The 15,493-nt window shown below is 70.3% G+C and carries 13 protein-coding genes and 1 rRNA gene; 8 read left to right on the top strand and 6 right to left on the bottom strand.

Annotated elements, in window-relative coordinates; translation table 11 throughout:
- Nucleotides 1–92 (top strand): 5S ribosomal RNA (rrf, locus tag ACFWU3_RS25580); the annotation flags it as partial.
- Nucleotides 93–191: 99 nt separating this feature from the next.
- On the opposite strand, the gene ACFWU3_RS25575 is transcribed toward rrf, so the two are convergent.
- From ACFWU3_RS25575 to ACFWU3_RS25555, 5 genes are read right to left on the bottom strand one after another with little or no spacing between them, the layout of a single operon-like run.
- Complete coding sequence (locus ACFWU3_RS25575) at nucleotides 192–1,502, bottom strand: DUF58 domain-containing protein (protein ID WP_384441995.1); 1,311 nt, start codon at nucleotides 1,500–1,502, stop codon at nucleotides 192–194.
- A gap of 9 nt (nucleotides 1,503–1,511) precedes the next feature.
- On the bottom strand, nucleotides 1,512–2,495 hold the full coding sequence (locus ACFWU3_RS25570) for an AAA family ATPase (RefSeq protein ID WP_384441992.1): 984 nt from the start codon (nucleotides 2,493–2,495) through the stop codon (nucleotides 1,512–1,514).
- Complete coding sequence (locus tag ACFWU3_RS25565; RefSeq protein ID WP_384441989.1) at nucleotides 2,492–3,691, bottom strand: DUF4350 domain-containing protein; 1,200 nt, start codon at nucleotides 3,689–3,691, stop codon at nucleotides 2,492–2,494. The genes ACFWU3_RS25570 and ACFWU3_RS25565 overlap by 4 nt, the downstream gene beginning before the upstream one ends.
- Entirely contained in the window at nucleotides 3,688–4,377 is a 690-nt protein-coding gene (locus ACFWU3_RS25560; RefSeq protein WP_384441985.1) for a DUF4129 domain-containing protein, read from the bottom strand. Before ACFWU3_RS25560 ends, ACFWU3_RS25565 begins: the two co-directional genes overlap by 4 nt.
- Nucleotides 4,378–4,381: 4 nt before the next feature.
- Complete coding sequence (locus ACFWU3_RS25555; RefSeq protein ID WP_384441982.1) at nucleotides 4,382–5,608, bottom strand: hypothetical protein; 1,227 nt, start codon at nucleotides 5,606–5,608, stop codon at nucleotides 4,382–4,384.
- 182 nt (nucleotides 5,609–5,790) lie between these two features.
- Here ACFWU3_RS25555 and mtnA point away from each other — a divergent pair, with 182 nt between their 5' ends.
- From mtnA to ACFWU3_RS25520, 7 genes are all read left to right on the top strand, one after another.
- Complete coding sequence (mtnA, locus tag ACFWU3_RS25550; protein ID WP_384441979.1) at nucleotides 5,791–6,933, top strand: S-methyl-5-thioribose-1-phosphate isomerase; 1,143 nt, start codon at nucleotides 5,791–5,793, stop codon at nucleotides 6,931–6,933.
- Between the two features lie 4 nt (nucleotides 6,934–6,937).
- The gene (gene mtrA / locus ACFWU3_RS25545; RefSeq protein WP_187438793.1) at nucleotides 6,938–7,627 is read left to right on the top strand and encodes a two-component system response regulator MtrA; all 690 of its coding nucleotides are present in this window, start codon (nucleotides 6,938–6,940) and stop codon (nucleotides 7,625–7,627) included.
- Between the two features lies 1 nt (nucleotide 7,628).
- Nucleotides 7,629–9,647, top strand: coding sequence for an MtrAB system histidine kinase MtrB (gene mtrB, locus ACFWU3_RS25540; protein ID WP_384441975.1), 2,019 nt, complete (start codon nucleotides 7,629–7,631; stop codon nucleotides 9,645–9,647).
- A gap of 34 nt (nucleotides 9,648–9,681) precedes the next feature.
- Complete coding sequence (locus ACFWU3_RS25535; RefSeq protein ID WP_384441972.1) at nucleotides 9,682–11,496, top strand: LpqB family beta-propeller domain-containing protein; 1,815 nt, start codon at nucleotides 9,682–9,684, stop codon at nucleotides 11,494–11,496.
- A gap of 130 nt (nucleotides 11,497–11,626) precedes the next feature.
- Nucleotides 11,627–12,352 (top strand): ComF family protein, encoded by a 726-nt coding sequence (locus tag ACFWU3_RS25530; protein WP_384441969.1) that lies wholly within the window; start codon nucleotides 11,627–11,629, stop codon nucleotides 12,350–12,352.
- Nucleotides 12,353–12,685: 333 nt separating this feature from the next.
- Complete coding sequence (gene hpf / locus ACFWU3_RS25525) at nucleotides 12,686–13,375, top strand: ribosome hibernation-promoting factor, HPF/YfiA family (protein WP_384441966.1); 690 nt, start codon at nucleotides 12,686–12,688, stop codon at nucleotides 13,373–13,375.
- Nucleotides 13,376–13,576: 201 nt separating this feature from the next.
- Nucleotides 13,577–14,326 (top strand): response regulator, encoded by a 750-nt coding sequence (locus tag ACFWU3_RS25520; RefSeq protein WP_384441963.1) that lies wholly within the window; start codon nucleotides 13,577–13,579, stop codon nucleotides 14,324–14,326.
- Here the strand turns inward: ACFWU3_RS25520 and ACFWU3_RS25515 are convergent.
- The gene (locus ACFWU3_RS25515; protein ID WP_384441960.1) at nucleotides 14,319–15,482 is read right to left on the bottom strand and encodes a winged helix-turn-helix domain-containing protein; all 1,164 of its coding nucleotides are present in this window, start codon (nucleotides 15,480–15,482) and stop codon (nucleotides 14,319–14,321) included. The two genes, ACFWU3_RS25520 and ACFWU3_RS25515, sit on opposite strands and share 8 nt — an antisense overlap.
- Nucleotides 15,483–15,493: the final 11 nt, after the last annotated feature.

Here is a 15,493-nt window from a genome sequence, read left to right as displayed (position 1 = left end):
CGCCCGGTTACATTCCGAACCCGGAAGCTAAGCCTTTCAGCGCCGATGGTACTGCAGGGGGGACCCTGTGGGAGAGTAGGACGCCGCCGAACAATCATTGTGGGAAGGCCCCGCACCTCTGGTGCGGGGCCTTTCTGCGTTCCGGGCCGAATTCGGGTCGGAATTGCAACCCTTGGCTCCGCATCCGCCTTTTACAGCTTGCCGGCCGCCTTCAGCGCCAGATAGGCGTCCGCGAGAGCCGGAGCGAGATTGTCCGGGGTCGCGTCCACGACAATGACGCCATGGCGCTGAAGTTGTTCCGCCGTGCGGCGACGCTGAGCCTGGGACTGGGTACCCGCCGCGGCGTCGTAGACGGCCTCCACATCCCCGCGGGCCGCGGACATCTCCTGGATGTGCGGATCGGCCACCGCGGCCACGAGCACGGTGTGCCGTTGGGTGAGCTGAGGCAGGACCGGGAGCAGGCCCTCTTCGATGGGGGCAGCATCGAGGCCCGTGAGCAGCACGATCAGCGATCGTCGCGGAGCGCTCTTGAGAGCGGCTGCACTCAGGCCACGCGCATCGGTCTCGACGAGCTCCGGCTCCAGGGGGGCGAGTGCGTTGACCATGGCGGGCAGGAGTTCGCCTGCGGCTCGTCCCTGCACCTGGGCTCGGACACGACGGTCGTACGCCAGGAGATCGACCCGGTCACCGGCGCGTGAGGCAAGCGCGGTGAGGAGCAGGGCGGCATCCATCGCCGCGTCGAGACGCGGGACATCTCCCACTCGGCCGGCGGATGTGCGGCCGGTGTCGAGGACGACGAGGATGTGGCGGTCGCGTTCCGGGCGCCAGGTGCGCACGGCAACAGTTGTCTGGCGGGCGGTGGCCCGCCAGTCGATGGAGCGGGTGTCGTCTCCGGGCACGTAGTCGCGAAGACTGTCGAACTCCGTCCCCTGCCCACGGATCAGGACGCTGGTGCGGCCGTCGAGTTCTCTCAGGCGGGCCAGCCGGGACGGCAGGTGCTTGCGGCTGGCGAACGGAGGCAGGACGCGGACTGTCCAGGGGACGCTGTGACTGCTCTGGCGGGCGGCGAGGCCGAGGGGGCCGTACGACCGGACGGTGACTCTTTCGGCATGACGGTCGCCGCGGCGCGTGGGACGCAGAGTGGTGGTGACACGTCGGCGTTCACCGGCCGGGACGGCCACCTTGTGCCGGGATGCGGCTTGCTCTGTGCCGGCGACCCAGCTGCTGGGAGGCCAAGCGTCGCGAAGGTGGGCGCGCAGGCGGCGTGCTGAAGGGTTGGTGATCGTCAGCTGGACGTCAGCCCGTTCACCGAGTCGAACTGATGTGTCACCGCTTCGGGTGAATCGGAGCGTTCGCACTGGCGCGGCGAGGGCGTAGTCGCACAGGATTGCCAAAGAGAGAGGCGCATTCACAGCAAGCATCCCCGTCCAGCTGGGCGCGAGGATGCCCACGGGGAGCGAGCCGAGAGCGGCGAGCAGTGCGGTTCGTCCGGTGAGGGCCATGGCGCGGCCTCAGCGGGGGACGGGGACGTGGCTGAGGATCGCGGTGATGACGGAGTCGGCAGTGACTCCTTCCATCTCCGCTTCCGGCCGGAGCTGGATCCGATGGCGCAGCGTCGGCAGGGCCAGGGCCTTCACGTCGTCGGGGATGACGTAGTCGCGGCCGGTGAGCCACGCCCACGCGCGGGCGGTGGACAGCAGGGCCGTAGCGCCTCGGGGGGACACACCGAGACTGAGTGAGGGGGACTCGCGGGTGGCACGACAGATATCGACGACATAGCCGGTGATCTCGGCGGACACCGAGGTCTTGGCGACGGCGGCCCGGGCCGCCTCCAGGGCGGCGGGCCCGGCGACGGGGCGCACTCCCGCCGCATGGAGATCGCGTGGGTTGAAGCCTTCGGCGTGACGGGTCAGCACGCCGATCTCGTCGTCCCGCGAAGGCAGCGGCACGGTCAGCTTCAGCAGGAAGCGGTCGAGTTGGGCTTCGGGCAGGGGATAGGTCCCCTCGTACTCCACGGGGTTCTGCGTAGCCGCCACCAGGAAGGGATCCGGAAGCATGCGGGGCGTGCCGTCCACCGTGACCTGACGCTCCTCCATCGCCTCGAGGAGCGAGGACTGGGTCTTGGGAGGCGTGCGGTTGATCTCGTCGGCGAGCAGAAGATTGGTGAAGACGGGACCTGGCTGGAAGGAGAACTCCGCGGTGCGGGCGTCGTAGACGAGCGAGCCGGTGACATCGCTGGGCATGAGGTCGGGGGTGAACTGGACACGCTTGGTGTCGAGTTCGAGTGATGCCGCGAGGGCGCGGACCAGGAGAGTCTTGGCGACTCCGGGTACCCCTTCGAGAAGGACATGGCCGCGGCAGAGCAGAGCCACGACGAGTCCGGTGACAGCGGGATCCTGGCCGACCACGGCCTTGGCGATCTCGGTGCGCAGGGCTTCCAGGGAAGCGCGGGCGCGGTCCGAGCTCTCAGCTGTCTCGGGTGTCGGGGCGCTCATGAGGTGCGTACCTCTCTTTCGAGGGCGTCGAGTTGATCTGCCAGGTGAACAAGTGCGGTGTCGTCGGCCGGAGCCGGCCCGAACAGCAGGGCGGTGAGATCCCGGTCGCCGGCGGCCAGGCGCGCGGAGACGGCGGGGAGTAGCACCTCGGGGGAGTGGGCGTCGGCAGTGGAGACGCCGAGGAGTGGTGCGAGCCGGGTACGGGTGGCCGAGCGCAGTGCCGCGGCGGCGCGGTCGCGGGCGTTCACCTTGCGGTAGAGGCGGGCGCGTCCCTGTGTTGATTCGGATGCCCGGATGGCCACCGGCAGCCGTTCGGTGACGAGGGGGCCCAGGCGGCGGGCACGCCAGATGGCTGCAAGCGCGGCGGCGAACGTCAGTTGGAGGGTGCCCCAGAGCCAGCCGGAAGGGATCAGATCGAAGAACGTGCTGTCGGTGTCTGCGTCGGTGCCGTCCTGCGTGGCGGAGCCGTCGGCGAGTGAGGGGAGGTACCAGACCAGATGAGGGCGGGAACCGAGGAGTTGGAGCGCGAGAGAGGCGTTGCCGCGCTGGTCGAGGCGGTCGTTGTAGAGGATGTCCGGGGCACCGAGCAGGACGGTGTCGCCGCCGTCGGAGTCGTCGATCCTGACGAGGCTGGGCAGTCCCTCACTCGGGTAACAGGCGTCGGTCCCGAGCGCCTTGGTGACGTAGCGCTCGCCGCCGAGGTCGGCGTTGCCCGCTCTGCGCGCGGCGGCGAGGGAGCACTGGGGAGTGCGGGCCGCGACAGGGGCGGGGGTGTCGGAGCGCACCCCGGGGGCGAGCGTCTCGACGGATGCGGCACCGGCGGAGACGAGTACGGTGCGTCCCCCGGACGTTGCTGTCGCCGCCCGAAGGGTTTCCTGCTGGCTGTCCGTCAGCAGGTCGGGCATCGCGACCAGAAGTGTGGTGTCCGTGTCGGCAGCGGCAGTTGCCTCGTCCAGAGTGGTGACCACGCGGGTGGAGACACCGCTGTCCTTGAGGATCTCGGCCACGGCGCGGCTGCCCAGACGGTCGGCCGAGCGCGGGTCGAGGCGGCCGTGCTGGTCGCCGGACTGCAGTGCGGCCATGGCGATGCCTGCCACCAGGAGGATCACCAGGGCCAGCAGCAGACCGCGGGTGCGGGTCCACACCTGGCGCCCTGTGGGGGACATGGAGGTGGAGCTGGGGGCAACCCCGGTCATCCGGCTGCTCCTTGGGACGCGCCGGCGAGTTGGGGCTTGGCGCGTTCCAGTTCGAGGTCGAGGTCCCGCAGCCGGAGATACGCCTGCCGGTCGGTGGTCCGGCCGCCGTATGTGACGTCGTCGAACTCCCTGGCGGCTGCACGCAGCCCGGCGACGTGGTCGGGGAGGGAGCGGCCGCCTTCGGCGGCTGCCTCATCGGCGGTGCGGCCCGGGCGCGGATCGAGGAGGGCGCGTTCTTCCAGCGAGCGGACGATGGCACGCATCCGTTCCTGGACGGCCTGGTTCCAGCGTTCCGCCGCCGCGTGGGTCTCTGCGGCGCTGCGGTGTTCCGCCGCGCTGCGGGGAATGTCGTCGAAGAGGGAGTCGGCCGAGGTCGCAGCGCGGCGGGGGGTGCCAAGTCGCCACCAGAGGGCGGCGATCAGGCCGATGACCAGGATGGCGACGACGACAAGGCCGAGCGGGCCGCCGGGGGTGGCGCCGGAGGCCGTGTCGAAGATGCCGCCCACCCAGTCCCAGAAGCGGTCGAGGGCGCGCTGGAGCAGGCTCGGGTCGTTCTCGTGGTACATCGGCTTCGACAGTTCGCGCTCCGCCGCCTCCCTGGCAGGTATCCGAGGAGTGTCCACCGGTACGTCGTCGCCGGCGGCCAGGGCCGCCCGCACTGCTGTCACACCCCCCGCGGTGAACACCGCATCAGCCCCTGGAGTGGGTGCCGGGCGGCTCGGAGCCGTAGCCGGAGACGCCCGCGGCCCGGGCGAGTTCGATGTCCAGGGCCTCGCGGCGGATGCGCTGGTCGATGTAGAGGAGCACCGTCACACCCGCGGAGATCGGGTAGGTGATGGAGGATGCGATCACCGAGCCGATGCCGGTGATGATCAGGAAGGCCCAGCCGAACTCCGGCGTGGTGCCGGAGAAGAGGTCGCCGAACCCGGTGCCGTCCACGGCGAACGCGATCACGCTGAACGGCACCGCGATGATCATCGACACCAGCAGCGTCAGCAGCAGCGTCAGCGCGATGATGCCGAATGTCCGCCACCACGCGCCCTGTACCAACTTGGCGGAGCGGCGAAGGGACTGGACGACCCCCTGACGCTCCAGCATCAGGGCGGGCGAGGCGAGAGCGAAGCGGACCATCAGCCACAGGATGACCGGTCCGGCGACGAGCCCTCCGAGGACGGCGAGCGCGACTCCGGCTCCGCCGCCGATCAGCAGGCCGGGCACCAGCGCCACGGCCATGATTCCCACGCTCATCAGTGGCAGCAGCAGGGTGAGGCCGAGGAGTTGGGGCAGCCGGGGCCGGGCCTCCTGCCAGGCCTCGGAGAGGCTGACGGGGCGGCCCAGTACCGAACGGCTGATGACCATGGTGAGCAGGGCGGTGGTGAAGAGTGTGCCGACCAGCGCGATCAGGATCGACGGGCCCATGGCCACGAGGCTGGCCTGCAGCGAGTCGACGGACTGGCGCAGCGCCTCCGACGGGTCGGCGTCGGGGTCGACCTCGGGGGGCGTGGGAAGCAGGTAGCGCTCGACGAGGATGTCGCAGATCTGGGAGATCACGGAGACGGTGATCGTGATGCCCAGGACCGTGCGCCAGTGGGCGCGCAGCGTCGAGACCGCGCCGTCGAGGATCTCGCCGACGCCCAGCGGGCGGAGCGGGATGACACCCGGCTTGGCCGCGGGGGGCGGGCCCCACGCGCCGCGCGGCGGACCGGCGCCCCAGCCCGGGGCGGGCGGGGGAGCCTGCGGAGGAGTCCGAGGCGGTCCCGTCGGCGCCGACCACTGGCCGGCGGGCGGCTGCTCCTTGGACCACTTCGAGGCGGGGCCGCTCTCGTCGGCGGGCCCGGCGGGCCGGGGTACGCCGGCGTCGTCCTGCCCGTTGGAGGGAGCGGATCCGGGCGAGGCCCAACCCGGAGTGTCGTTCACCGTCGTCCACCTCATGCACTGGTTGTGGTGCCGGCTCGGCGAGCCGGAGCGTTCACACGGCCTGTCGGTGTATCGGGTCGGCAGGCTGGCAGCCATCGTGCCACGCGGGGCCCGCTGGTGGGCGGGGCCCTGTATCTCCTTCGCACCTTCATTGTCGGAGTCTCACCGGGCAGACTGGGCGGATGGCTGATCAGTACGCACAAAACCCGGTGGGCGACGAGTCGCCCCCGCTTCCCGCGCTGCGCTGGAGCGAGCCTCCGGAAGGGCCCGTGCTGGTGCTTCTCGACCAGACCCGGCTTCCTGCCGAGGAGGTCGAGCTGGTCTGCACCGATGTGCCCGCCCTGGTGCAGGCCATTCAGACCCTCGCCGTGCGCGGGGCTCCTCTGCTGGGCATTGCCGGCGCCTACGGTGTGGCGCTCGCCGCCGCACGCGGTTACGACATCGAGGAGGCTGCGCCGCTGCTCGAAGGCGCGCGGCCCACCGCGGTGAACCTGGCCTACGGGGTGCGGCGTGCGGTCGCCGCATACCGGGCCGCCGCCGACAAGGGGCCCGAGGAGGCCGCCCAGGCGGCTCTGACGGCCGCGAGGGAGCTGCACCGGGAGGATGCCGAGGCCAGTGCCCGGATGGCCGGTCACGGGCTCGCTCTGCTCGATGAGCTGCTGCCGGGCGGCGGGCACCGGATCCTGACCCACTGCAACACCGGTGCGCTGGTCTCGGGCGGGGAGGGCACGGCGTTCGCCGTGGCGCTTCACGCCCACCGGGCCGGCGAGCTGCGGCGTCTGTGGGTGGACGAGACGCGGCCGCTGCTCCAGGGTGCGCGGCTGACGGCGTACGAGGCTGCCCGCAACGGCATGCCCTACACCCTGCTCACGGACAGTGCCGCGGGCTCCCTGTTCGCCGCGGGGGAGGTGGATGCGGTACTCATAGGCGCCGACCGCATAGCCGCGGACGGCTCGGTGGCCAACAAGGTGGGGAGCTATCCGCTCGCCGTACTGGCGAAGTACCACCATGTGCCGTTCATCGTGGTCGCTCCGACCACGACGGTGGACCTGAGCACGCCGGACGGGGCGTCGATCGAGGTGGAGCAGAGGGCCGGACACGAAGTCACGGAAGTCACCGCCCCGCAGGTTCCTGCGGCCGCGGGAGCAGTGGGCGGCGGGCTTCCCGTCGCGCCGCTGGGGACCCAGGCGTACAACCCGGCCTTCGATGTCACACCGCCGGATCTGGTGACGGCGATCGTCACCGAACTGGGGGCGTTGTCGCCGGTCACCGGCGGTGGAATCGCGGAGCTGTGTGCCAGGTCACGCCAGGTAACGATTAGCTAATGGGATGATGTCGATTATGAAGGGACGAGTCCTTGTCGTCGATGACGACACCGCACTGGCCGAGATGCTCGGGATTGTGCTGCGTGGTGAAGGTTTCGAGCCGTCGTTCGTAGCGGACGGCGACAAGGCACTTGCCGCTTTCCGTGAGGCAAAACCGGATCTTGTGCTGCTGGACCTGATGCTGCCCGGACGGGACGGCATCGAGGTGTGCCGCCTGATCAGGGCGGAGTCCGGCGTGCCGATCGTGATGCTCACCGCCAAGAGCGACACCGTGGACGTGGTGGTCGGCCTGGAGTCCGGGGCCGACGACTACATCGTGAAACCGTTCAAGCCGAAGGAGCTGGTCGCCCGGATCCGGGCGCGGCTGAGGAGGTCAGAGGAGCCGGCGCCGGAACAGCTGGCGATCGGTGACCTGGTCATCGACGTGGCCGGGCACTCCGTGAAGCGGGAGGGACAGTCCATCGCGCTGACCCCGCTGGAGTTCGACCTGCTCGTCGCGCTGGCCCGTAAGCCGTGGCAGGTGTTCACCCGTGAGGTCCTGCTCGAGCAGGTCTGGGGCTACCGTCACGCCGCGGACACCAGGCTGGTGAACGTGCACGTCCAGAGGCTGCGCTCCAAGGTCGAGAAGGACCCGGAGCGTCCGGAGATCGTGGTGACCGTACGTGGTGTCGGTTACAAGGCCGGACCGAGCTGACATGACCCGAGGCAGTGTTGCTCCGAAGCCCGGGGAGCCGGGAGTCCGTACGGGGCGGGCTGCCGGACCGGGGCATGAGACGTCGCGATTCGGCCGCCTGCTGCGTGGCGGGCGGTCGGGTCGGAACGGCGACCCCGGACGTCTGATGCTCCGGCTCTTTCTGCGCTGGGTCCGCCGGCCGCTGCTGCCCGCTGTGCGGCTGTGGCGCCGGAACATCCAGCTCAGGGTCGTCGCGATGACGCTGCTGATGTCGCTCGGTGTGGTCGCGCTCCTCGGGTTCGTCGTCATCGGGCAGGTGCGCAACGGCCTGCTCGACGCCAAGGCGAAGGCGGCGCAGAGCCAGGCGGCCGGCGGTTTCGCCGTGGCGCGGGAGCGGGCTGCCAATCTGCGGACCGAGTCCGGCGCGCAGGACGGCGGCTCGAGCGGGCGGACGGCGACGAGCTGGCGCTCCGACCTCGTGGAACAGCTCGCCAGTGGTGGCCAGGGTGCGTTCAACGTGGTGGCGCTGAGCGCCGACGCCGCCAACGCGGGCAACCGTTTCCCGCGGACTTCGGGCAGCGTGGACCCGTCCAGCATTCCGCAGGAGCTGCGGGACGCCGTGGACCAGGGCACGGGGACGTACGAGACGTACATCCAGATCAAGTACAACGACGACCACGAGCCGGAGCCCGGCCTGGTCGTCGGCACCCGGCTCAACGACATCGAGGAGTATCCGTACGAGCTGTACTACGTCTTCCCGCTCGCGCAGGAGGAGCAGTCGCTCAATCTGGTCAGAGGCACACTGGCCACGGCCGGTCTGTTCGTCGTCGTGCTGCTGGGTGCCATCGCCTGGCTCGTGGTGAGGCAGATCGTGACACCGGTGCGTATGGCCGCCGGGATCGCCGAGCGGTTGTCCGCCGGCCGTCTCCAGGAGCGGATGAAGGTGACCGGTGAGGACGACATCGCCCGACTCGGTGAAGCCTTCAACAAGATGGCGCAGAGCCTTCAGCTCAAGATCCAGCAGCTGGAGGAGCTCTCCCGGATGCAGCGGCGCTTCGTCTCGGACGTCTCCCACGAACTGCGGACTCCGCTGACGACGGTGCGGATGGCGGCCGACGTCATCCATGAGGCGCGGGTCGACTTCGATCCGGTGACCGCGCGTTCGGCCGAGCTCCTCGGGGATCAACTGGACCGGTTCGAGTCGCTGCTCTCCGACCTGCTGGAGATCAGCCGCTTCGACGCGGGCGCGGCCGCGCTGGAGGCCGAGCCGATAGACCTCCGCGAAGTCGTACGGCGCGTGATCGGCGGCGCCGAGCCGCTCGCCGAGCGCAAGGGCACCCGGATACGCGTGGTCGGCGACGAGCAGCCCGTCGTGGCCGAGGCCGACGCCCGGCGCGTCGAGCGGGTGCTGCGCAACCTCGTCGTCAACGCCGTCGAGCACGGCGAGGGCCGGGACGTGGTGGTGCGCATGGCGGTCGCCGGCGGCGCGGTCGCCGTGGCCGTACGGGACTACGGCGTGGGACTGAAGCCCGGAGAGGCGACGCGGGTGTTCAACCGCTTCTGGCGGGCCGACCCCGCCCGGGCGCGTACCACCGGCGGTACCGGTCTCGGTCTGTCCATCGCCGTCGAGGACGCGCGGCTGCACGGTGGCTGGCTCCAGGCATGGGGCGAGCCGGGCGGCGGTTCGCAGTTCCGGCTGACGCTGCCGCGGACCGCGGACGAGCCGCTGCGCGGTTCGCCGATACCCCTGGAGCCGGAGGACTCGCGGCAGAACCGGGAGCGTGCCCTGGCCGAGGTGGCCGGACCGCACCTGAACGGGCACTTGCTGGCGTCCGTACCCGTTCAGTCCGTGTCGGAGCGTTCGCCCCTCTCCGTACCGCCGGGTGCCCCGGTACCGCCTCGTACACCCCCGCAGGGTGTCGACCCGACCGCGCTGCCCGGCAACGGAGCCCGTGTCGTGGCGCGACCGGGGAACGAACGGCAGGACTCCGCCTTCGCACAGCCTGCTTCCGACCGGGAGGACACCAACCGTGGGCGCTGATCCGCGTCGTAGAGGACGTCGAGGCGCGCTGCGTATGGTCGCGCTGCTCGGTGCCGGCGGTGTGCTGGCCGGTTGTGCCTCGATGCCCGACACCGGTGACATCCGTCCCGTGAAGGCGTCCCCGGGCGCCGACTCCGAGGTGCAGGTGTACGCGGTGAAGCCCCGCAAGGGAGCGGCCGCCGACGAGATCGTCAACGGCTTCCTCGAGGCGATGACCAGTGACGATGCCAATTTCGCCATCGCTCGGACGTATCTGACGCCGGAGGCGTCGCAGAAGTGGCGGCCCGACGCCAGTACGACGGTGCTGGAGACGGCTCCCACCGGCGGCCGGGCCGCGGTGGGCGGGGTCAGCACGGGGACCAGCTACCAGATCAAGGGCAAGCAGATCGCCGTGGTCGACTCGCAGCACGCCTTCCAGGCGAGCACGACCGAGGCGGAGGACTACGACTGGACGATGCATCTCTCCCGGCAGGGCGGCATCGAGGGCAAGGGCGAGTGGCGCATCGACAGCCCGCCTCCGGGCCTGCTGCTCGGCGCGTCCGACTTCCAGCGGAACTACGTCTCCATCAACAAGTACTACTTCGCCGCGGCGCCGGGCGGAGCAGGGGAAACCGTCGTGTCGGACCCGGTCTTCATCCGTCAGCGGATGGATCCGGTGACCCGGATGGATCCCGTGACGCAGTCGGTCAACGCGCTGCTCGACGGCCCCACGGACTGGCTGGACCCGGTGGTGGACTCGCGCTTCCCGCGCGGTACGGCGCTCAAGAGCGGCGTCACGTCCCTCGCGTTCGACGACCGGAACGTGCTGAAGGTGCCTCTCAACGAGAAGGCGTCCAACGTCGGCCGCGAGCAGTGCAAGAAGATGGCTGCGCAGATCTCGCTCACGCTGAGGGAGCTGTCGTCCACTCGGGTCGAGCAGGTGGAGCTGGAGCGTTCGAACGGCACGCAGCTGTGCGTGCTCGACAGCGTCGAGGCGGACGGTTACGCGCCGGACCGCGCGTCGGGGAAGCCGGTGTATCCGTACTTCGTCGATGCCAAGAACCGGCTCGCATGGCTGTCGGGCGCGACGAAGGAGGCGGCCACGCCGGCCAACGTGCGTGGGCCGTTCGGTGACGGACAGCTGCCGATCAGCGTCGTCGCTGTGGCACACGACGAGGACACCGCGGCCGCGGTCTCCAAGGACTTCGCCAGCCTGTACGTCTCGTCGATCGAGACCGATTCCCAGTTGGCGGCCCCAGTGGTGCGCAGCCTCGGCAAGACGCAGGACACCCGGCTGTCGGCACCCAGCTGGGACGGCCGCAAGGACCTGTGGATCGCCGACCGCAACCCGGAGAACCCGGCGTTGCTGCGTCTCGTGGGCGGGAAGGGCACGCCGCAGAAGGTCAACGTTCCCCAGTTGGGCGCTGTGCGCATCGAGTCCGTGAAGGTGTCCGCGGACGGCGCGCGCGTCGCGCTGCTTCTGACGGAGGGCGGCAGGACCACCCTGAAGATCGGGCGGGTGGAGCGCGGTCCCAAGGACAACCCGGTGGTGACCGTGGCCGAACTGGAGCCCGCGGCACCGCGGATGGAGAACGTCACGGCCGTCTCGTGGGCGGGCCCCAGCCGGCTCGTGGTGGTCGGCAAGGAGTCCGGCGGAGTGCAGCAGGTCCGCTACATCCAGACGGACGGCTCGACTTGGGACACGGGCGTGCTGCCCGGCCTCAACGGCGTGCAGTCGGTCGCCGCGGCGGACGGTGAGGACCGCCCGCTCGTGGCGTACTCCGAGGACGACGGCATCGTGCGGCTTCCGGCTGGTGCCAACTGGCAGCCGATCGTCGAGAAGGGCAGAGCGCCGGTCTACCCGGGCTAGGCCGTCTCCCGATGTGTCTCGTCGGCAGACGGGGCGGTCGATCGGCGTCGGCCGGTCAGGTCGCGGGTTGTCCACAGGCCGTTGTCCACAGGGGTGGCCGGACCTCCGGAGTGCGGGCACAGTGGTGGTCATGCGGAGGTGGTGGCAGGAAATCTCCGGCCTGGTGCTGCCGGCCGCATGCGGAGGCTGCGGCGTGCCCCGGACGTCGCTGTGCGAGAAGTGCGCGCATGAGCTGTACGGCTCCTCTGCGCGCCGTGCGAGGCCCGATCCCGAGCCGGCGGGTCTGCCGAAGGTCCACGCCGCCGCGCCGTACGCCGATGGGGTGCGCGCGGTGCTGATCGCGCACAAGGAGCGTGGTGCTCTGGGGCTGGCCCGGCCCCTCGGCATCGCGCTGGCCGGGGCGGTGCGGGCCTCGGTGCCCCCGGCCGCCCGGGCAGAGGGGCCGCTGTTGCTCGTACCGGTGCCGTCGGCGCGGCAAGCGGTGCGGGCCAGGGGGCATGACGCGGCGCGCAGGATCGCGCTGGCCGCCGCGGGGGAGCTGCGGCGTACGGGGACGAGGGCGAGAGCGCTGCCGGTGCTGCGGCAGCGGCGTGAGGTGGCCGACCAGGCGGGCCTGACAGCCCGCGAGAGAGTGGCGAATCTGTCCGGGGCCCTCGTGGTCGCCGGAGGCGCCGCACGGCTCCTGGAGGGCGGCAGAGCGGTTCTGGTGGACGACCTGATGACCACGGGGGCGTCGCTGGCGGAGGCGGCGCGGGCGCTCCGTGCGTCCATGCAACAGCGATTTACCGGATTCGACGAGCCGGCCGCGGCGGTCGTCGCAGTCTCACCCTCGGCTTTCGAAATACATCGGAACTGACAGGGAACGCGCAACGTTGCAGGTAGTGAGAGCCGATATTGCCCTGAACGGAGGTACGCGCTGGTAGCGGGTGCCGAGACCCGTCCGATAGAGCTATGTTCGGTTGTGAGGAATGGGGGAAAGCCCGGACCTCACCGAATGCACTGCCGTGCCTCCGGCCAGGGATTCGAGGCAACGACAACCTCAAAATTGGTGGGGTGGAGATCTTGTCTCCGGGGGAGGAGGAGGTGAAAGTCGCCTAGTCCGAGACTCCGGCACACACCGGGGTCTGGTGCAAGAGGGAGACGCTCCGCAGCCGACGCGCAGGCGGGGCAATCCGGAACGGAGTTCTGCGTGGACATCGTCGTCAAGGGCCGCAAGACAGAGGTGCCTGAGCGGTTCCGCAAGCACGTGGCCGAGAAGCTGAAGCTGGACAAGATCCAGAAGCTCGACGGCAAGGTGATCAGCCTGGACGTCGAGGTGTCCAAGGAGCACAACCCGCGGCAGGCCGACCGTTCCGACCGCGTGGAGATCACCCTCCATTCGCGGGGCCCGGTGATCCGGGCAGAAGCAGCGGCCGCCGACCCCTACGCAGCGCTTGACCTGGCAACGGCGAAGCTGGAGGGCCGGCTTCGCAAGCAGCACGACAAGCGCCACAACCGACGTGGCAGCGGCCGGATTTCGGCAGCCGAGGTCGCCGACGTCGTGCCTGGTGTGGCCGAGTTGAACGGCAACGGGAAGCTTCGCTCGGAGGAGACGCCGCAGACCGTTCCCACCACCAGGATGGGCTCGCTCGAAGTACAGGGCGAGGGACCGCTGGTGGTCCGCGAGAAGCTCCACACCGCAGCACCGATGACGCTCGACCAGGCCCTCTACGAGATGGAACTGGTCGGACACGACTTCTATCTCTTCGTCGACTCCGAGACGAAGCAGCCCAGTGTCGTCTACCGGCGGCACGCCTACGACTACGGCGTCATCCACTTGGAGAGTGACCCGCTCGCCGGCTCCGAGGCGGGCGGCGCCGGAGGTGCACTCGGCGGCTGACGCGGCCGTCGCACAGAACCGCAGGTCGGTGGTGCCCCTGAGCGCTCAGCGCGCCCTCGGGGGCACCCCCGTGCGACCTGGAACGACCGCACTGTCGCCCCGGCATGAAAGCATGGCGTCAGGAAGCCAACCCGTGTGCCATGCACTGAGGTTGGTGAACCACACATGACCTTCAGGCCACTGCCTTCAGGGGGAGGAACGATGGCGGACAGCTTCGGGCCGGTACGCGCCGCGGGCGACGCCGCAGACACGGTCGCCGAGACCGACGCGGACAGGGGCAGCTCCCGCGAGGAGCCGATCCGTGTCCTCGTGGTCGACGACCACGCCCTCTTCCGGCGCGGACTGGAGATCGTCCTCGCGCAGGAGGAGGACATCCAGGTCGTCGGCGAGGCGGGCGACGGTGCGGAAGCGGTCGACAAGGCCGCGGACCTGCTGCCGGACATCGTGCTGATGGATGTGCGGATGCCCAGGCGCGGCGGTATCGAGGCCTGTACCTCCATCAAGGAGGTGGCTCCCAGTGCGAAGATCATCATGCTGACGATCAGCGACGAGGAGGCCGACCTCTACGACGCGATCAAGGCGGGCGCGACCGGCTATCTCCTCAAGGAGATTTCCACCGACGAGGTGGCGACGGCCATCCGCGCGGTGGCTGACGGACAGTCGCAGATCAGCCCGTCCATGGCGTCCAAGCTGCTCACCGAGTTCAAGTCGATGATCCAGCGCACCGACGAGCGACGGCTCGTGCCGGCGCCGCGGCTCACCGAGCGTGAGCTGGAGGTGCTCAAGCTGGTGGCCACGGGCATGAACAACCGTGATATCGCCAAGGAGTTGTTCATCTCGGAGAACACCGTGAAGAACCACGTCCGCAACATCCTGGAGAAGCTTCAGCTGCACTCCCGGATGGAGGCCGTGGTCTACGCGATGCGGGAGAAGATCCTCGAGATCAGGTGAGCTCGGCCAGCAGACCGGCCCGCAGCTCCGGGCGGTCGACCCGCTCGATCCGGACCGCGTCGCAGCCCACCCACTCGGCGGCCTCCCGCAGGGCCTGCGCCATCGGTGCCACGGCCTTCGGGGTGTCGAGCGCGACTTGCTTGGCCACGAGCGTCGTGCCCTCCCGTGCCGGGTCGACGCGCCCCAGCAGCTTCCCGCCCGCGAGCAGCGGCATGGCGAAGTAGCCGTACACCCGCTTGGGCTTCGGGACGTACGCCTCGAGCCGGTGGGTGAAGCCGAAGATGCGTTCCGTCCGTGCGCGTTCCCAGATCAGCGAGTCGAACGGGGACAGCAGGGTCGTGCGATGGCGGCCCCGGGGCACGGTCGCGAGCGCCTCGGGATCGGCCCACGCCGGCTTGGACCAGCCCTCGACCGTCACCGGCACGAGGCCGGAGTCCGCGACCACCGCGTCGAACTGCTCGCCCTTGAGGCGGTGGTAGTCGGCGATGTCCGCGCGGGTGCCGATGCCCAGGGACTGGCCTGCGAGCCGGACGAGCCGGCGCAGACACTCCGCGTCGTCCAGCTCGGTGTGCAGGAGATCGCCCGGAATGGCCCGCTCGGCCAGGTCGTACACCCGCTTCCAGCTGCGCCGTTCGGTGCACACCACCTCGCCGTACATCAGCGCCCGCTCGACGGCGACCTTGGAGGCGGACCAGTCCCACCACTCGCCGCCGTTCTTCGCGCCGCCCAACTCCGTCGCGGTGAGGGGGCCTTCGGTGCGCAGCTGCTTGATCACGGTGTCGTAGGCGCCGTCCGGCAGATCGTGCGACCAGTGCGGGCGGGCGCGGTAGGCCCGGCGGCGGAACGCGAAGTGCGGCCACTCCTCGACGGGCAGGATGCAGGCCGCGTGTGACCAGTACTCGAAGCTGTGGCCCTCGGTCCAGTACGCGTCCTCGACCGTGCGACGGCCGACCGCGCCGAGACGGGCGTAGGGGATCAGCTCGTGCGAGCGGGCCAGAACCGAGATCGTGTCGAGCTGGACGGCGCCCAGGTGCCGCAGCACGCCGCGCACCCCGCCGCGCCGGTCAGGCGCGCCCAAGAACCCCTGGGCCCGCAGTGCGATACGGCGGGCCTCGTCGGCGGACAGATCGGCGGCGGGAGGCGGCAGCGTCGTCATGGTCCGCACGA

The sequence above is a fragment of the Streptomyces sp. NPDC058685 genome (genome assembly GCF_042714725.1).
Classification (GTDB): Bacteria; Actinomycetota; Actinomycetes; order Streptomycetales; family Streptomycetaceae; genus Streptomyces.
Note: the sequence above shows the minus strand (reverse complement) of the source record. Positions and strands in the feature narration are given on the sequence as shown.